Source organism: Vibrio taketomensis, assembly GCF_009938165.1.
Taxonomy (GTDB): domain Bacteria; phylum Pseudomonadota; class Gammaproteobacteria; order Enterobacterales; family Vibrionaceae; genus Vibrio; species Vibrio taketomensis.
On the sequence record NZ_AP019649.1, the window covers coordinates 1,827,493 to 1,846,150 of the forward strand.

13 protein-coding genes and 2 pseudogenes are annotated in these 18,658 nt (G+C 43.2%); 10 read left to right on the forward strand and 5 right to left on the reverse strand.

Annotated features, from left to right (window positions below):
- Positions 1 to 14: 14 nt before the first annotated feature.
- The gene (locus Vt282_RS08335) at positions 15 to 785 is read right to left on the reverse strand and encodes an ABC transporter ATP-binding protein (protein WP_162047536.1); all 771 of its coding nucleotides are present in this window, start codon (positions 783 to 785) and stop codon (positions 15 to 17) included.
- A 645-nt stretch (positions 786 to 1,430) separates the two neighbouring features.
- On the opposite strand from Vt282_RS08335, the gene Vt282_RS08340 reads away from it, so the two are divergent.
- From Vt282_RS08340 to pflA, 5 genes are all read left to right on the forward strand, one after another.
- A complete protein-coding gene (locus Vt282_RS08340) occupies positions 1,431 to 2,978 on the forward strand; it encodes a DUF3360 family protein (RefSeq protein ID WP_162046118.1) in 1,548 nt (515 codons plus the stop codon).
- A 293-nt stretch (positions 2,979 to 3,271) separates the two neighbouring features.
- Positions 3,272 to 5,548 carry a formate C-acetyltransferase gene (gene pflB / locus Vt282_RS08345; RefSeq protein ID WP_162046117.1) on the forward strand — a complete coding sequence of 759 codons (2,277 nt, stop codon included), beginning with the start codon at positions 3,272 to 3,274 and terminating at the stop codon, positions 5,546 to 5,548.
- Between the two features lie 200 nt (positions 5,549 to 5,748).
- Positions 5,749 to 6,039 (forward strand): lipid A-modifier LpxR family protein, encoded by a 291-nt coding sequence (locus tag Vt282_RS21500; protein WP_332057928.1) that lies wholly within the window; start codon positions 5,749 to 5,751, stop codon positions 6,037 to 6,039.
- Positions 5,948 to 6,679: a lipid A deacylase LpxR family protein gene (locus Vt282_RS08350; protein ID WP_332057929.1), complete on the forward strand. Its 732-nt coding sequence runs from the start codon at positions 5,948 to 5,950 to the stop codon at positions 6,677 to 6,679. The genes Vt282_RS21500 and Vt282_RS08350 overlap by 92 nt, the downstream gene beginning before the upstream one ends.
- A gap of 129 nt (positions 6,680 to 6,808) precedes the next feature.
- On the forward strand, positions 6,809 to 7,549 hold the full coding sequence (pflA, locus tag Vt282_RS08355) for a pyruvate formate lyase 1-activating protein (protein ID WP_162046115.1): 741 nt from the start codon (positions 6,809 to 6,811) through the stop codon (positions 7,547 to 7,549).
- 85 nt (positions 7,550 to 7,634) lie between these two features.
- On the opposite strand, the gene Vt282_RS08360 is transcribed toward pflA, so the two are convergent.
- Complete coding sequence (locus Vt282_RS08360; RefSeq protein WP_162063121.1) at positions 7,635 to 8,720, reverse strand: linear amide C-N hydrolase; 1,086 nt, start codon at positions 8,718 to 8,720, stop codon at positions 7,635 to 7,637.
- Between the two features lie 140 nt (positions 8,721 to 8,860).
- Here Vt282_RS08360 and Vt282_RS20620 point away from each other — a divergent pair.
- Positions 8,861 to 9,525: pseudogene (locus Vt282_RS20620) on the forward strand (energy-coupling factor ABC transporter permease).
- Between the two features lie 113 nt (positions 9,526 to 9,638).
- Positions 9,639 to 10,139 carry a YfbU family protein gene (locus Vt282_RS08365; protein ID WP_162046114.1) on the forward strand — a complete coding sequence of 167 codons (501 nt, stop codon included), beginning with the start codon at positions 9,639 to 9,641 and terminating at the stop codon, positions 10,137 to 10,139.
- A gap of 75 nt (positions 10,140 to 10,214) precedes the next feature.
- Here Vt282_RS08365 and Vt282_RS08370 read toward each other — a convergent pair whose 3' ends face one another.
- A complete protein-coding gene (locus Vt282_RS08370) occupies positions 10,215 to 10,982 on the reverse strand; it encodes a MipA/OmpV family protein (RefSeq protein WP_332057930.1) in 768 nt (255 codons plus the stop codon).
- 330 nt (positions 10,983 to 11,312) lie between these two features.
- Between Vt282_RS08370 and Vt282_RS08375 the strand changes: the two genes are divergently transcribed.
- The 3 genes from Vt282_RS08375 to Vt282_RS08385 all read left to right on the forward strand — a co-directional run bounded on the left by Vt282_RS08375 (position 11,313) and on the right by Vt282_RS08385 (position 16,189).
- Positions 11,313 to 13,247, forward strand: coding sequence for a PrkA family serine protein kinase (locus Vt282_RS08375; RefSeq protein WP_162046112.1), 1,935 nt, complete (start codon positions 11,313 to 11,315; stop codon positions 13,245 to 13,247).
- 125 nt (positions 13,248 to 13,372) lie between these two features.
- Positions 13,373 to 14,644: a YeaH/YhbH family protein gene (locus tag Vt282_RS08380; RefSeq protein WP_162046111.1), complete on the forward strand. Its 1,272-nt coding sequence runs from the start codon at positions 13,373 to 13,375 to the stop codon at positions 14,642 to 14,644.
- Positions 14,645 to 14,653: 9 nt separating this feature from the next.
- Entirely contained in the window at positions 14,654 to 16,189 is a 1,536-nt protein-coding gene (locus Vt282_RS08385; RefSeq protein ID WP_162063123.1) for a SpoVR family protein, read from the forward strand.
- An 81-nt stretch (positions 16,190 to 16,270) separates the two neighbouring features.
- On the opposite strand, the gene Vt282_RS08390 is transcribed toward Vt282_RS08385, so the two are convergent.
- Both Vt282_RS08390 and narQ read right to left on the reverse strand, forming a co-directional pair.
- Positions 16,271 to 16,900, reverse strand: coding sequence for a response regulator (locus Vt282_RS08390; protein WP_162046109.1), 630 nt, complete (start codon positions 16,898 to 16,900; stop codon positions 16,271 to 16,273).
- Positions 16,887 to 18,609 (reverse strand): annotated as a pseudogene (gene narQ, locus Vt282_RS08395) (nitrate/nitrite two-component system sensor histidine kinase NarQ). The gene Vt282_RS08390 and the pseudogene narQ overlap by 14 nt, the downstream one beginning before the upstream one ends.
- Between the last annotated feature and the right edge of the window lie 49 nt (positions 18,610 to 18,658).

Here is an 18,658-nt window from a genome sequence, read left to right on the forward strand (position 1 = left end):
ATCGAGCAGGAATCTTAATAAATTGAAGAGATAAACTGCTGTAATCTTTCTGATTCGGGATTGGTGAACAGTTTTGCTGGATCGCCTTGCTCTTCAACCAATCCTTGATGAAGAAACATGACATGGTTAGAAACGTCTCGTGCAAATGCCATCTCATGGGTCACAACCAACATAGTGCGCCCTTCTTCAGCTAAATCACGCATTACGCCTAAAACCTCCCCCACCAATTCCGGATCTAATGCGGAAGTCGGTTCATCAAAAAGCATAACTTCCGGATCGACAGCTAAAGCACGAGCAATCGCGGCACGTTGTTGTTGCCCTCCAGAAAGATGACCAGGATAGTAATCTTTGCGTTCATACAAACCGACTTTCTTTAAAAGTAGCTCTGCATTTTCAATCGCTTGAGCTTTCGGCACACCTAATACGTGAACTGGGGCTTCAATCACATTTTCCAAGACAGTTAAATGTGACCAGAGGTTAAAACCCTGAAATACCATTGCTAAGCGAGAACGAATGCGTTGGACCTGTTTCTCATTGGCGGGAATAGGCTCACCTTGGCGATTGTTTTTCATCTCAATCAATTCGCCATTGACCCAGATTTCGCCTGCGGTTGGAGTTTCTAATAAGTTGATACAACGGAGAAAAGTACTTTTACCGGATCCTGAAGAGCCAATAATTGAAATTACGTCACCTTTGTGGGCTTCTAATGAAATACCTTTAAGTACTTCATTCTGGCCAAAAGACTTGTGTAAATTGTTGATATTAAGCGCGGCTACATCATTCATCCGCTGAAACTCCCTGTCGTAAACTGCAAACAAAACGCTCAAATAACCAGCATTTTTAAAAGTATGCTATCCATGCATACTGGCTCAAACTAGCACTAAGGCCTAAAACATGCAACAACTTATTAACCTATGGCAATTACATAAATATACCTAATATTTGGAATACAATTCATTAAGTAGAGATTTAAACTCAATTCAGTTATATATCAATCAATTATCCACCACTAAAACTTGAGCATAAAATCAAAAAGCAACAAATCCATTACTGCCATTTTCAGAACTTTTTATGGTTATTGAGCGAAAAACAGCTTATTTTTCTAATTTTGGTTACATTTTGAAATGTTTTTCAGTTAAACTAAGATCTGAGTGTCACAAGTGCATAATTAGGCGTAATTTTATTTCATTATTTCCTAAAATGATCTACATCAATCACTGTAAAAGCACTGCAAGTTACACTTCCCACGGATAAAAGACTCAATACGAATTTTTGTCCAATTTACTGTCTGTCTTAATACACGTATCAGCCTAACCAATTGATACTGTAGCTACCATTGCTCAATCCGTTTGACAGATAAATACCCAAGTCGCTGACTTGTTCACAAGTTGAGCGACATTAAATAATCACTACATATAAATGAGGAATCTATGTCAGACGCAGTTAATAAGCCGCACTCTGATTCGGATATCGAAAACAAGAGCTATCGCGAGCTGCATCGCCCGTCATCGGAATTTGCAAGCCGTTCCGATTACCTAGATCACGAACTTCAAATCATGAAGCCACGTCGCTTTGGTCTAAACCTACCAGGCCGTGACTTCCGTTTCGAGCTAGAGGACTTAGTTCCTGCTCTAGCGGGTACTATCGGCATCATCGCGATGTACTCAGCAGTAATGATGTCTTGGGCAGAAGGTCTGACAGCTGCTTGGGATCACGTAAACCTTGGCAAAGAGTTTGCGATTGAAGTTGCACGTGTAGAGATGCTGATTCCTGCATTCCTATTCTGTGTGCTTGCATCTGGCTTTATTAACCCGAAAGCAAACCTTGCGGGTAACCATGGCCCTATGATTCCACTGATCGCGACTATCGCACTAGCGGGTGCTCACCCTCTTGCACTAGCGATCCTAATCGGTATCTTTGGTCTAATTTTGAGTGCCCTAAAAGGCGGTTCAAAACTGGTAAACCTCACCTCAGAAGGTACAGCAGGTGGCTTGCTGATCTTCCTAGGTTTGACTGGTACCATGAGTCAGATCACATCGATCCAAGAGTGGGCTGTTGGTCTACAATCTGACACTGTGCCTGCAGGTAGCATGGGCTACGTGGGTCTAATCGTACTAGCAGTAACTATCGTGCTTTACGCATACCTTGCAAAAGTGAACAAGCGCTGGCTAGCTATTCCAGTGTGTGCATTCACTGGTCTTGCAATCGCGTTAGCATTTGGTGCAGGTTTTGACATTAAATTCGTTACTGAAACAGGTCTACCTAACCTAAACCCAGTTTACTGGTGGGGCAGCACTGAAGAAGGTTGGATGCTTGGTCTACCAAACATGCAACACTTCATCGCGTCACTACCATTTGCAATCCTTGCAGTAGCGATGTGGTCTCCTGACTTCCTAGGTCACCGTATTTTCCAAGAGCTAAACTACCCACGTAAGACTGAAAAAGTACTTATGGACGTAGATGACACTATGACTATGTGTTCTATCCGTCAGATGGTAGGTACTGCCGTTGGTGGTGGTAACATCACTTCTTCTTGGGGTACTTACATGATTCCAGCAGCGATTGCTAAGCGCCCTATTCCAGGTGGTGCAATCCTTCTTGGTCTGATCGTAATGGCAGTTGCAATCCTTGGTTTCCCAATGGACGTAGCTGTATGGCCTCCAGTAATGCGTGTTGCGCTACTAGTGGGTGTATCGCTACCTCTACTAGAAGCGGGTATGCAGATGGTGAAAGACTCTAAAGATTCTCAAGCTGCGGGTATCTGTATCTTCGGTTCTGCGGTCGTTAACCCAGTACTAGCATGGGCACTAACCATGCTTCTAGATAACAACGGTCTAATCGGCGACAAAGAGCGTGCATCACGCCTAGGTTTCGTAGACAAGATTGTAATCCCAGTTGGCGTACTAGTAATCTGTCTAGTAGCAATGCTGGCTGTAGGTATGCTTGAAGACCAATTTGGTATCCCTGCATTCCTATAATTTTTGAGTTATAAATGAAAGGGGAGTCGTTTACGCTCCCCTTTTGTCAAAATTTTAGGATTTATTGATTTAGTTTAAGGTTTGCAAAATTTTTTAGTGTAACCGAAATCAAACTGGTAGAATCCATATAAAGTAATGACAATATATAGAATTTTGGCTGTTCTGTATAACAGCACTAAAAGCTATACATATTGTTATTTAAATAAGAGTGTACTGTTACTCATCATAGGGGCAACATTCGCCCTTCACAGTAACCAGTACTTGTTTTTTCTACTAATAAAGGTAGGTATGTCATGGCAGAGCAATTTGCTAAAGCTTGGGAAGGTTTTGCACAAGGTGATTGGCAAAACGAAGTAAACGTTCGCGACTTCATTCAGAAGAACTACACTCCTTACGAGGGTGACGGCACTTTCCTAGAAACAGAAGCTACTCCTGCTACAGCTAAACTTTGGGAAGCTGTAATGGAAGGTATCAAACAGGAAAACGCGACTCACGCACCTGTTGACTTCGATACTGACGTTGTGTCTACCATCACTGCACACGATGCAGGTTACATCAACAAAGAACTTGAAACTATCGTAGGTCTTCAAACTGACGCTCCTCTAAAGCGCGCTTTGATCCCTAACGGTGGTATCCGCATGATCGAGGGTTCTTGCAAAGTTTACGGCCGTGAACTAGACCCAACAATCAAAAAAGTTTACTCAGAACTACGCAAAACGCACAACCAAGGCGTATTCGATATCTACACTCCAGATATCCTAGCATGTCGTAAATCTGGCGTTCTAACTGGTCTTCCAGATGCTTACGGCCGTGGTCGTATCATCGGTGACTACCGTCGCGTTGCTCTATACGGTATCGACTTCCTAATGAAGGACAAACTAGCTCAATTCACGTCTCTACAAGAGCGTTTTGAGAAAGGTGAAGACCTTCAGATGACTATGCAACTTCGCGAAGAGATCTGCGAACAGCACCGTGCTCTAGGCCAAATCAAACAAATGGCTGCGAAATACGGTTTCGATATCTCTAACCCAGCGACTAACGCACAAGAAGCTATCCAATGGACTTACTTCGGCTACCTAGCTGCTGTTAAGTCTCAAAACGGTGCAGCAATGTCTCTAGGCCGTACTTCTACATTCCTAGACGTGTACATCGAGCGTGATATCGCAAACGGCGTGATCACTGAAACTCAAGCTCAAGAAATGATCGACCACTTCGTAATGAAACTACGTATGGTTCGTTTCCTACGTACTCCTGAGTACGATGAGCTATTCTCTGGCGACCCAATCTGGGCTACAGAATCAATGGGTGGTATGGGTCTTGACGGTCGTACGCTAGTAACTCGTACTAACTTCCGTTTCCTAAACAGCCTATACACTATGGGTCCTTCTCCAGAGCCAAACATCACTGTTCTTTGGTCTGAGCAACTACCTGTAGGCTTCAAGAAGTTCTGTGCAAAAGTATCTATCGATACTTCTTCTATCCAGTACGAAAACGACGACCTAATGCGTCCAGACATGGATTCAGACGACTACGCAATCGCATGTTGTGTATCTCCAATGGTTGTTGGTAAACAAATGCAGTTCTTCGGTGCACGTGCTAACCTTGCGAAAACTATGCTTTACGCAATCAACGGCGGTGTGGACGAGAAACTTAAGATGCAAGTTGGTCCTAAGACTGCTCCAATCGAATCTGAGTACCTAGACTACGCAGACGTTATGGATCGCCTAGACCACTTCATGGACTGGCTAGCAACACAATACGTGACTGCGCTAAACGCAATCCACTACTCTCACGACAAGTACAGCTACGAAGCATCGCTAATGGCTCTACACGATCGTGACGTTAAGCGTACAATGGCATGTGGTATCGCAGGTCTATCTGTTGCAGCTGACTCTCTATCTGCAATCAAGTTCGCTAAAGTTAAACCAGTTCGTGACGAAGACGGCATCGCGATCGATTTCGAAATCGAAGGCGACTACCCTAAATTTGGTAACAACGATTCTCGCGTAGATGACATCGCTTGTGACCTAGTAGAGCGCTTCATGAACAAGATCCGTACTCACAAAATGTACCGTGATGCGATCCCAACTCAGTCTATCCTAACTATCACTTCAAACGTGGTATACGGTAAGAAAACTGGTAACACACCTGACGGTCGTCGCGCAGGCGCTCCATTCGCACCAGGTGCTAACCCAATGCACGGTCGCGATGAGAAAGGTGCTGTAGCTTCACTTACTTCTGTAGGTAAACTACCATTTGCACACGCTAAAGACGGTATCTCTTACACGTTCTCTATCGTTCCAAATGCACTAGGTAAAGATCTTGACGCTCAAGAAACTAACCTAGCAGGCCTAATGGATGGTTACTTCCACCACGAAGCTGGCATTGAAGGTGGTCAACACCTAAACGTGAACGTTCTTAACCGCGAAACTCTAGAAGACGCAGTTAAACACCCTGAGAAATACCCTCAGCTAACAATCCGCGTTTCTGGTTACGCTGTACGCTTCAACTCTCTAACTGCAGAGCAACAAGCTGACGTAATCGCACGTACTTTCACTGAGTCTCTATAATTCTCAGTTGAATGATTGATGAAAGCCTCGCGTAAGCGGGGCTTTTTTTTATCTCGAAATTCCCCTCAGTTTTAGACAATATTTTCCGTTTATTCCTATACTTAAATTTCATCGCGAAAAACGCTTTGTTTCAATATCGAGCAAGGATTGCCCGAATCTAACTCAGCAGAGGTAGAATGAAGACACAAATAGGGATAACCATGTCACTCCTCTTAGGGTTCGGCGCTCAAGCGTCAGACAAGAGTACACTCTTTTTCAATCTCGATAACGATGGGTTATTTGGCACCGACTATGACTACACTAGCGGTATATTTCTTGGCTATACCAGTGGGTCTTTGAGTAAAAGCCATCGCCTTGAAGCATTAAGTTTATCCTCCTCTTCGACAGACAAATGGGAGTTTGTCCTCGGGCAAAAAATGTACACCCCCGAAGACATCTACGCAGACACACCGATCGCCAATGACCGTCCCTATGCAGGAATACTTTTCTGAGATTAACTATTTATCGATAGAGAGTCGTCAAGTGACTCGCTATAACTTCACCATCGGCACCGTGGGCGAAAACTCTTATACAAGCCAAGCACAAGAATTTGTTCATGAATTAACTGGATCAATGTTTCCAAATGGTTGGGAATACCAGATTGATGAAGGACTTGTCGCAAGTATCGGTTACCAAAGGCATGCGACTCTTTATCGAAACAGTCACTGGGAAATTGCCAATATTTCTGAAGCCAATGGCGGCAATTTTCGCAGCGATATTACCACTGGGTTTATGTTTCGTTGGGGAAATACTCTAAATAACAATCTTGGGGCCGCCAACATTGATACGGAGCGAGTATTTCGGCCAGGCTTACTAACACCTGATAATCATGCATGGTTCATGTTTGTGGGAGCCAAAGGTGGGTATCGCTTTAACGATGTCACCATTGAAGGAGACCGCCCTGCGATTGAGGATCCCCATAACTACCCTATTACCCTGCAGCATTGGCAAGCGAGTGCCGTCACTGGCGTTGTTTGGTACAACCAAAATTATGGGGTTAGTTTAAGTTTGGCATTGAAAAGTAAAGAATATCAGCAAGCACCTAGAGCAACCTATGGTAATGCCTCCTTTGCTATGTTCTATTTTTTGTAGCATAAGCCTACGTATTGACCAAACGATACTGACGCTAATATTTATTCGGCTTGAAGCACGCTTAAGCCTATTTAATCCCTACATTTTGTAATAAAATGACTAGTAAATTATTGCTATAGAGATTTACTCATGTCAAAGACTGGTCGTATACACTCCTTTGAATCATGTGGCACCGTGGATGGCCCTGGCATTCGCTTTATCGTATTTTTGCAAGGCTGTTTAATGCGCTGCATGTATTGCCATAACCGCGATACATGGGATACCCATGATGGTAAAGAAGTGACCGTCGATGAGTTGATTCAAGAAGCAAAATCATATCGTCATTTTATGAATGCTTCTGGCGGCGGCATTACTTGTTCAGGTGGTGAAGCAATGCTACAACCTGAATTTGTGCGTGATTTTTTCCGTGCAGCACAAGCAGAAGGCATTCATACTTGCCTGGATACCAATGGCTACATTCGCAAGCACACCGACGTTATCGATGAAGTACTCGAAGCGACAGACCTTGTAATGCTTGACCTCAAGCATATGAAAGATGAGATTCACCAAGAGTTTATTGGTGTTTCTAACCGTCGCGTACTCGATTTTGCTCGCTACTTACACAAAATCGGTCAGAAAACATGGATTCGCTACGTAGTGGTTCCAGGCTACACTGACGAAGATGAAGCGGCACACATGCTGGGTGAGTTCATTAAAGATATGGATAATATCGAGAAAATTGAACTACTACCGTACCATAAACTTGGTGCACACAAATGGGAAGCACTTGGCTTCGACTACCCGCTGGAAGGTGTAAATCCACCACCAAAAGAGACGATGGAAAACATCAAGTCGATTCTTGAGCAATACCATTCAAACGTGAAGTACTAACTGAAACGTAATCAGAGAATAATAAAGGGGACGATAACGTCCCCCTTCTCTATTTTACAATCTCAATCACTCATGCTTATCAACATTATTGAACCTTCACTTCTTGATAGTGAAAACGTCCACTATCCAATGGTTGTTTATGTTCTGATTTGGCATTGAAATCTAATGTATTTAAATCAACTCGACGGATGGTGCTGTCATGCATCGTTTTATAAAATAGCAAACCATTGTTTTGGTCGATAACCGACGTCCATTGCGTCGCACTTGGCAAATCAGGGATATGTGCTTTATCGTTGAATTCACTGCCAATTGGAATGTCGAAGTTATTCAAAATATGGAATGCTTGTGACACAGCTTGTTCACCAGTTTTCATCTCAGGCGCACTATTGACATAAAAAGCAGCACGAACGAAACGAGACGGCGGTGAAATATCACCCGGTAAACCAACGAATGCGGAACCAACCCCAAACGATTGAGCGGTTACACCATTAATTTGTTGTTCACCACTGCTGCCTGGGTGCAAATTAATATAGTTGTTTAAGTTTGTTACCTGCCAAGAATAATCAGGCGAGTTTGTCAGCACTTTAGCGACATTTTTATGAATATGGATTTCACCTTGATTCATAATTTCGATCACTATGCTGTTACCATTTTTATCAGACACACGCCAATGAGCGGTTGGAGAAGGGTTACCTTGCTGATCAAAATATACTGTAACGATCTTAATTTTATATAAAGCGGCCTCGACCTGCTCAACCGTCTCAAACTGGCTGAGCATCCAGCGTACAAAATCCATATCGGTAATATTGTTTGCGCGATCACTAGGTTCATACTTAGCCAATGAACCGTAATTGCGGAAATAGAACAGACCTGCGCTAAGGCCTTTCTCATTTACCCCTTCGGCAATAAATTTATCATCGCTAACAGAAATACCTGCAAACCCATATTTACTCTTCCATTCTAAGCCTTGCTTTTGATCTGGCATGGTTGATGTGTAAGAGTAGTCCCGCGGTGAAATAATCAGTTTACTGTTTAAGTCACTATGACCCCATTCAATCGTACGAGCTTGAATGTGATCATTATTGGTTGTAGTCAGCGAAATGCCTGTACAGGCATTAGCGGTGTAGCTAAACATAGCAGCGCAAGCGAGCGCCAATATCGATTTTTTCATTATTAGACCATACTCGTTATTGTATCTATACCCAACGACGGGCTACATATTCAAACTTACGCTTATCGATGCGGATAAACAACTGGATACACGAGAAATCAATCATAAATTACTGAAAAGGTGGAACTCAAGGAGGCGTGGTGCAACTCAGCTATTTGTCGATGTGGATAGTCGCTATCATCGTAAGCGCATTGTGCGTTAGAGATGCTCGGGTCAACTTTCTTCCCAAACTGTCTGCCGAACCACGTTTTCAACATCTTACTATCGCTGTCTGCTTCGCACTCTTTATGCTGTGGTCTGCTGAAGCTGGAATATTACCAGGTCTGAGCATTCACTTTCTTGCTCTAACGAGTTTGACTTTAATGTATGGGTGGCCCGTCGCCTATCTGATGTGCTGGCCAATCTCACTGGCGCTAGTAATCTTTGGGAACTTAAGCTTAGAAAGCATGGGACAGTTCATTGTACTGTCGTGTTTAGTCCCAATTTTAACAAGTTATGGCATATTCTTAATAACTTACCGCTATTTACCACGCAATATATTTGTCTATATTTTTATTGCTGGTTTTTTCAATGGGGCACTTGCTGGCTCCCTACAACTATTTGCGACGTCACTATTTTACTATTTCAGCAATCTGCATGACTGGAAACAAATCGTTGATAATTATCTTATATTTTCCATCTTACTGGCCTTCCAGAAGGTATGCTGAATGGAATGGTCATTGCAATTTTAACCGTCTTTAAACCAGAGTGGTTGAGGACCTTCTCTGACCGTGATTATATCTATAGCCACTACCATAAAAAATAATGTAAAAAGTTTTCATTTTTGCTCACAAACCCGTGTTGAGATCATGTTTCAGAACGTAGCAACAAGTTAACCTAAGCACATTAAAGATGTACTAGATTATAGAGGTCACCTCGATGGAAATGACAAACGCTCAACGCCTAATTCTGTCAAACCAATACTACCTAATGTCACAAATGGACCCTGAAAACGCACAAAAATACAAGCGCTTACAGACCATTGTAGAACGTGGTTACGTATTACAAATGCGTGAGTTAAACAAAGATTTTGGTTGTCTTGAAGACCAAGAATGTCGTGAAATTATCGACATCATGGAGATGTATCATGCGATGCAAGAATCAAACAACATGCTGGAAGATCATGAACGTAAAGACGTAGACCAACGTCGTTTGCAGTTCCTTGGCTTTGATTGTGGCACTGAATGTCGCCTTGTCCATTACGTGCGCTTCTTAGTCGATTCTGAGGGTCTTTACCCACAATTTAGCCGTGGCGAACACAACTTTAATGCGCAAACACCAATGCTAGAAAAATACCGTCGTATGTTAACTGTTTGGCGTAAATGCCCACGCCAATACCACCTATGTCAAAATGAATTAAAGCAAATTTTTAACGCTTAACTCTCATCCATAGATATCAAAGGCTGCACCGATGCAGCCTTTTTTATTGGTTCGTGTATCATTCAAACCATATCGCTAAAAAATATAAGTGACGGTAAAGGTCGTCGCGGTGTTAATCCCTGACTCGATCAAAGGGCTCTTTTCAATATCCCCTTCCAGATTGATATATCGCACACCCCCTCCTAAGCGAAATTGAGGCGTTAAATGGAAGTAACCCGACAAACCAATAAAGTATTGACCATCCCAATCAGCATCAAACTCTTCAATTCCTGCTCGCGCCGCTTCAGCTTGGCTAACACCATACAAATGGTTGTTTATTTTATCGCTATTATAGGAGTAGCCGATTGATGGGGTAATTCCCCATCCGCGTCCGCGATAAGGCAAGCGCCAAGCAACTTCTCCATATAATCCATTATGTTTTCCGCCAATATCCGTACCCGCTGTCGTCTCAAACATGCCAACTCGCGTCATTAATTGATAGCTCACACCACCAAATACTGTCGCTTCGCGTTTATCCATTTTACTTACCACTGGATCATCGGAATCGCTCGGTTTAAGTGTCCGTGGGTCATAAGCGAGACGAAATACCACATTGTGCGTTGAGCGAATTGGATAAAGGCGATAACCCGCAGTAAAACCGCGCATAAAGAAGTGTTCACCTTCGTAACCCACAATCGGTATCACCGCTTTATTGGACGGAGTGTCTTTATAAACCGCGGGTGAGTACGAGACCCCGGCACCGAGTGACCATTGACTAATATTGGCAAGAGCATTCCCACTCACACAACCCAATATCAGACCACCAGCCACCAACACTCCTATTGGAAAAAACTTATTGTTCACATCGACTTCCATACTTTGCGATTAAATTTTCGCCGAATGATAACGAACAGCATACCAATTAGCAATAAACTTTATACCGTACGGAAACAAATGAGATAATGACCTAATCCCTTATAAACTCAAAAATAAATCTTTTCATCGTCGTAGCTCGTATAACAAGTTGTCCCAAGACTTACGGTACGTTGCTTGAATAGGCTTAAACAATAATTTTGCAAATAAACACATATTTTTTAAGCAAAAGTAGAAAAGCCCACTAGTCTTAATTAATGAGGGAAGCGTTAATTTTTGCGAGTTGAATGTCAGTTTGACAGGTTCAGAGGGGAAATCATTATGAGCATTTTCGACCATTTCCAAGCGCGCTATGAAGCGTCCAAGGATGAGGAGTTATCTTTACAAGATTTCTTAGCACTGTGTAAAGACGACAAAAGCGCCTATGCCAATGCGGCGGAGCGTTTATTGATGGCGATTGGAGAGCCTGAGGTGATCGACACCGCTCAGGACCCTCGCCTAAGCCGAATTTTTTCTAACCGTGTGATATCACGTTATGAAACATTCAAAGACTTCTATGGTATGGAAGAAGCGATTGAACAAATCGTCTCCTACCTAAAGCATGCCGCACAGGGCTTAGAAGAACGTAAACAGATCTTATACTTACTCGGCCCAGTGGGTGGTGGTAAATCATCACTTGCTGAAAAGTTAAAAGCATTGATGCAACAACAACCGATTTACGTACTGTCCGCTAACGGTGAGCGCAGTCCAGTGAATGACCATCCATTCTGCTTATTTGATTCGAATGAAGATGGTGAATTACTAAAACAAGAATACGGCATTGAAACTCGTTACCTTCGCTCAATCATGTCGCCATGGGCAGCAAAACGCTTACACGAATTTGGCGGTGATATTTCTAAGTTTAAAGTAGTTAAGGTGCGTCCTTCCATTCTTGACCAACTTGCGGTGGCGAAAACAGAGCCAGGTGATGAAAACAACCAAGACATCTCATCACTTGTTGGTAAAGTCGACATTCGCATGCTGGAGCACTATTCACAAGACGACCCTGATGCGTATAGCTACTCAGGTGCGTTGTGTAAAGCCAACCAAGGCTTGATGGAGTTCGTTGAGATGTTTAAAGCACCGATTAAAGTGCTGCATCCATTGTTGACCGCGACTCAAGAAGGCAACTATAACGGTACTGAAGGTCTCTCCGCGCTACCGTTTGATGGCATGATTCTCGCGCACTCAAATGAATCTGAATGGCAAACCTTCCGCAACAATAAGAACAACGAAGCATTCTTAGACCGTGTTTACATCGTCAAAGTACCTTACTGTTTGCGTGTATCAGAAGAAGTGAAGATCTACCAGAAGCTGCTTGACCATTCAGAGCTATCAAAAGCACCTTGCTCACCAAGCACGCTCGATTTGCTCGCACAGTTCAGTATTCTTTCACGTTTGAAAGAGCCAGAAAACTCGTCCATTTTCTCTAAAATGCGTGTCTATGATGGTGAAACACTGAAAGATACCGATCCGAAAGCCAAGAGCTATCAAGAATATCGCGATTATGCAGGTGTGGATGAAGGGATGGCCGGTCTATCGACTCGTTTTGCCTTTAAGATCCTATCGCGCGTATTCAACTTCGATCAAACAGAAGTCGCAGCAAACCCAGTGCACTTGTTCTACGTTATAGAACAGCAGGTCGAGCGTGAACAGTTCCCGCAAGACGTCTCTGATCGTTATCTTGAGTTTTTAAAAGGCTACCTAGTTCCGCGTTACGTAGAGTTTATCGGTAAAGAAATTCAGACTGCGTATCTAGAATCATACTCAGAGTACGGCCAAAACATTTTCGACCGTTACGTCACTTATGCTGACTTCTGGATTCAGGATCAAGAGTACCGCGATCCAGAGACAGGTCAATTGTTCGACCGTTCCGCATTGAACAACGAACTGGAAAAAATAGAGAAAACCGCAGGCATCAGCAATCCGAAAGATTTCCGTAATGAAATCGTGAACTTTGTATTGCGTGCCCGTGCCAACAACAATGGCTCAAACCCAGTTTGGACCAGCTACGAAAAACTACGCACCGTGATCGAGAAGAAAATGTTCTCCAATACTGAAGAGCTACTTCCGGTTATCTCTTTCAATGCGAAAACCTCTTCTGAAGATCAGAAGAAACACGACGACTTTGTCGCTCGCATGATGGAGAAAGGTTACACAGAGAAACAAGTCCGCTTGCTATCTGAATGGTACCTACGCGTTCGTAAATCATCTTAATCGCAACGAAATCCTCTCGCTACAGAGGATTGCCCATCGAGTACCTGCCAGAGCTTGTCTCTGGCAGGAGATTGGATGCAATTTGCGTGTAGTGGTTTCTGGCACGTATTTATAAGGGGTGACTCATGGCGCAATTTATTGACAGGCGACTAAATGGTAAGAATAAAAGTGCTGTAAATAGACAGCGTTTTATTCGTCGCCATAAAGAAAAAATCAAAGAGTCGGTGGCAGATGCGGTTAATCGCCGTTCCATTACCAATACTGAAACTGGCGAAGACGTTTCTATTCCGCACAAAGACATTACCGAACCCGTTTTCCATCAAGGAAAAGGGGGACTAAGAGAACGCGTTCATCCTGGCAATGATCAATTTATCCAGGGTGACAAAATTGAGCGACCAAAAGGCGGCGGTGGCGGTGGCGGCACTGGTGACGGTGACGCAAGCCCAGACGGTGAAGGTCAAGATGACTTTGTGTTTCAAATTTCAAAAGATGAATATTTGGACATTCTTTTTGAAGATCTCGCACTACCCAATCTTGAGAAGACTCAAGTCAACAAGATCACCGAATGGAAAACCCATCGAGCCGGTTACCAAACCGCTGGCGTACCCGCTAATATCGCGATCGTAAAATCTTTGCAGCAATCACTTGCTCGCCGTACAGCAATGACCGCGGGTAAACGTCGTATGATGCATGAGCTTGAAGAAGAGTTGCAACGCATTCAAAACCAAGAGCCTGCACAGTTAATTGAAGAGCGCCGTTTAAAAGAAGAAATTGATGCGCTTCGCAAGAAGATCGATCGTGTGCCATTTATCGATACCTTCGACCTCCGCTTTAAAAACTATGAGCGACGCCCTATTCCATCAAGCCAAGCGGTAATGTTCTGCTTAATGGATGTATCCGGCTCTATGGATCAAGCGACCAAGGACATCGCCAAACGTTTCTACGTACTGCTTTATTTGTTCTTAACTCGTACCTATGAAAATGTTGAAGTGGTCTTTATTCGTCACCACACTCAAGCTAAAGAAGTCGATGAACATGAATTCTTCTACTCGCAAGAGACGGGTGGCACGATTGTTTCAAGTGCACTCAAGTTGATGAACGAAATCGTGGCAGACCGCTTCCCTATCGGCCAATGGAATATTTATGCAGCACAAGCTTCCGATGGTGATAATTGGGCCGATGACTCACCTCGCTGCAGAGAAATTCTGCAAGAAGGTTTACTGCCTAAATGTCAGTACTATTCCTATATAGAGATTACTCGTCGTTCACATCAAACCTTGTGGCATGAGTATGAAAAACTAGAGAGTGCGTTTAGTAACTTTGCGATGAAGAACATTCGTAGCGTCGATGACATTTTTCCGGTGTTTAGGGAATTGTTCAAAAAGGAAAACGCTTAGGGAGGCAGCATGACAACATCAACGACGAAAAACAAACATAAGCTGTTGCCTGATGGACCAGACTGGACTTTTGGCTTATTGGAGCGCTATCACGTAGAAATCAAGCGAGTAGCACAGCACTACAAATTGGATACCTACCCTAACCAAATTGAAGTGATCACTTCAGAACAAATGATGGATGCCTACTCCAGTATCGGCATGCCAATCAACTACAATCACTGGTCGTTCGGTAAGAAGTTTATTCAAACGGAACAGGGCTACAAGCACGGTCAGATGGGGCTTGCCTATGAGATCGTGATTAACTCCAATCCATGTATCGCGTATTTAATGGAAGAGAATACCGTCACCATGCAAGCGCTTGTGATGGCGCATGCGTGTTACGGCCATAACTCATTTTTCAAGGGTAACTACCTGTTCCAAGCATGGACTGATGCCGGGTCTATTATTGACTACTTACTCTTTGCCAAGAAATACATCGCCGAATGTGAACAAAAGTACGGCGAGAAAGAAGTCGAAGAGCTTCTAGACTCTTGCCACGCTTTAATGAACTACGGCGTAGACCGCTACAAACGTCCAGAGAAAATCTCGATTGCAGAAGAGAAAAGCCGCCAAGAAGAACGTGAGGCCTATTTGCAATCTCAAGTGAACGACTTGTGGCGCACCGTTCCTAAATCAACCGAGAAAGAGCAGAATGAGAAAGTGCGCTTCCCAAGTGAACCGCAAGAAAATATTCTCTACTTTATTGAAAAACATGCACCACTGTTAGAATCTTGGCAGCGAGAAATCGTACGTATCGTGCGAAAAGTCAGCCAATATTTCTACCCGCAAAAACAAACCCAAGTAATGAACGAAGGTTGGGCAACCTTCTGGCACTACACCATTTTGAACCATCTTTATGATGAGGGTGTCGTATCAGAGCGCTTCATCTTGGAGTTTTTACATAGCCATACAGCGGTTGTTGCTCAACCTGCTTACAACAGCCCATATTTTAGCGGTATCAACCCATACGCGCTTGGCTTTGCCATGTTCCGAGATATTCGCCGAATCTGTGAAGAGCCTACTGATGAAGACAAAGAGTGGTTCCCTGAGTTGGCAGGTAGCGACTGGTTAGAAGCCGTGCATTTTGCAATGCACAACTTCAAAGACGAAAGTTTTATCAGCCAATATCTATCGCCTAAATTGATTCGTGATTTCAAGCTATTTTCAGTGCTTGATGATGACCGACGTAACTATATTGAGGTCAGCCATATTCACGATGATATGGGTTATCGTGCAATCCGAGAAAAACTCGCTGCACAATATAATCTCAGCAACCTAGAACCAAATATTCAGGTGTTTAATGTTGATGTGCGTGGTGATCGGTCTATGACGCTGCAATACGTTCCTCAAGACCGTATTCCACTACACGAGAGCTTTAGTGAGGTACTAAAACATCTCTACCGTTTGTGGGGCTTTGATGTCATCTTAGAAGAAGTCAAAGAGTCTGGACGCAGAGAAATCATCGGTACCTGTCCACAGCGTAATCACTACGACTCGGGTATCTAGCACTAACCACTCTCCGGAAAGTAAAAAGGTTCATCACGACAATGAACCTTTTTAAATTTAAATAGTGTTGGTTTAGATAGTTTAGCGATCGCCAAATCGTTCTAAATACATGACTGTCGCCGCGGTGCGCGACGGCACGCTGAGTTTTTTCAATAAACTCTTCATATGCACTTTTACCGTAGACTCGGAAATAAAGAGATTGTCTGCTATCTGCTTATTGCGTAACCCTTTGGCCACTTGGCGAAGGATCTGCATTTCTCGGTCAGTCAACGCATCAAATACGTCGTTTTGATGCTCTCTTTCCGCTAGATACTGAGACACTTCTTTACTGTAGGCCTTATCACCGCTAAGGCTCGTTTTGAGTACTTCAATTAACTCATCTGGTTCAGTGTCTTTCAGCAGGTAGCCGTCCGCACCAGCTTTAACTAACGCATCAATATCTGCCGGGCTGTCTGACACCGTCAGTATCACAATACTCGCGTCGCTGCCGTCCGCACGCAGTGCATTGAGTGTGTCTAACCCCGACATACCCTTCATATTAAGATCGAGCAAAATCAAGTCTGGTTCGACTTCATGGGCAATAGCAACCGCTTCTGCACCAGAAGATGCTTCAGCGATAACCTGAAATTCATCTTCAAAGCTCAACAACTGATTAAGCCCTCGACGCATGAGTGGGTGATCATCCACTAGCATTACTTTACATTGAGTCAAAGTTTTGGTCCTTTATTCTTGGATAGGTCAACACTACCTCGCAGCCTTTTTGCTTAGCACTATTAATCGAGAGTTGTCCATTAAGACGACTGGCGCGCTCATGCATAATTGATAAGCCATAGTGGTTAATTTTATCTTGTTGATTTTCGATGCCAATACCATCATCTTTGACGATTATCGTCACTGTATCGACATTTTCGCTGCAACTTATTTCAATTTTAGTTGCTTCAGAATGTTTAATCGCATTAATCGTTGCCTCACGAATTAACTGTAGCAAATGTACTTGTTCATGTGCGTCCAAATCCGCAGAAGGTAATTGATTATTTAGAACAATCGTTGCGCTAGTTTGCTCTTGTAACTCATGTAAAGTTTGCTGCAAACTCGCACCAAAACTCCCTTCTTTAATCGACAAACGAAACGTCGTCAGCAATTCCCTTAAATGGGTGTAAGCCCCCGATAATGCCGAGTCTAAATCGCTGACCACAGAGCTTGCTTTATCCAAAGAAGATGATTGCTCAAGCTTTGACATCACACGCTTTAACAGAGATACCTGAATTTTCAGATAAGACAGCGATTGTGCTAACGAGTCATGCAGTTCACGAGCTATCGTGGCGCGCTCTTCCAGCAAAAGCAATTGTTCTGATTGACGCTGTGCTTGGTTGTAATAAACCGCTCGCGACAGGATTCGTACAAAGTTATCAATTAGATCTTGATCGGGACATGGCAACTGCCAATTCCAATATAGCCGCCCTAATTCCACACCATCTAATGTCAATTTCTGGCTGGATAAATTGTGTTCGGACAATTCCCCATTAAACAATAACAATGGATTTTCATCACCATCACCAACTTCTAATTTAACCGCAGTTACCCCCTCAATATTCATAATATACTGCAAGATCGCCGCAAAGTTATCAGGTGTAATCCGAGAAGCTGTTAACTCTATGGAAGACTTATACAGCAGTTGTAACGACTGGTTAGCATGCTGCAATTTATGAGTTTTTTCGTTTACTGCACTTTCAAGTCCTCGGTATAACTCACCTAACTCTTTAGCAGTAGCATTAAACGTCTTGGTCAAAATCCCCATTTCATTGTCGCTGACAACCCGCAATTCCACATCAAACGACCTTGATTGTATCTGCTCACTTGCCACCACCATCGCTTTCAATGGCTGAACAATTTCTCTGCGCACAAACAGCACCACAAATATGCTGGTGAACAAAATACCACCTAAACCAATCGCGCCAGCCCAAGCAAGGTTCTCCATTTTTTTCTCGGAAAACTGTTGTAACTTAGATACAAAGCCATCAATTTGCCTGACAAATTCCGGCACTAACTGTAAATATAAGCTTCGGTTCTCGCTCTGAAGCACCTCTTTTAACTCATACCAGCGCACGATCAATTGATAATAATCTTGCGTGATGTCTTCAGGCACATCCCAATTTTGCAACGCTTTCATTGATGGCGAGTAAATCGAGTTTTCAAATAAAAAATATGTGAAGAAAAATTATCAGATTGCGATTGGATATCATGAGCAAGTCGATAGCTTTGCATACGCATTGAACCCGCAACGTTAAGGCTTCTGCATCATTCAAGCTCGAGGCCATTAATACAAATGCGTAACCAATAGTGGTTACTGATAGCAGTACAATCAGAGATAACGCTTTAGCAATGGTGCTCGTTACTGATTTATTGATAGTTTTAATCAACCCAACCTCTTCTTAGCTTGCGTGTACGCAATAGTCGCAATTTTTTCAC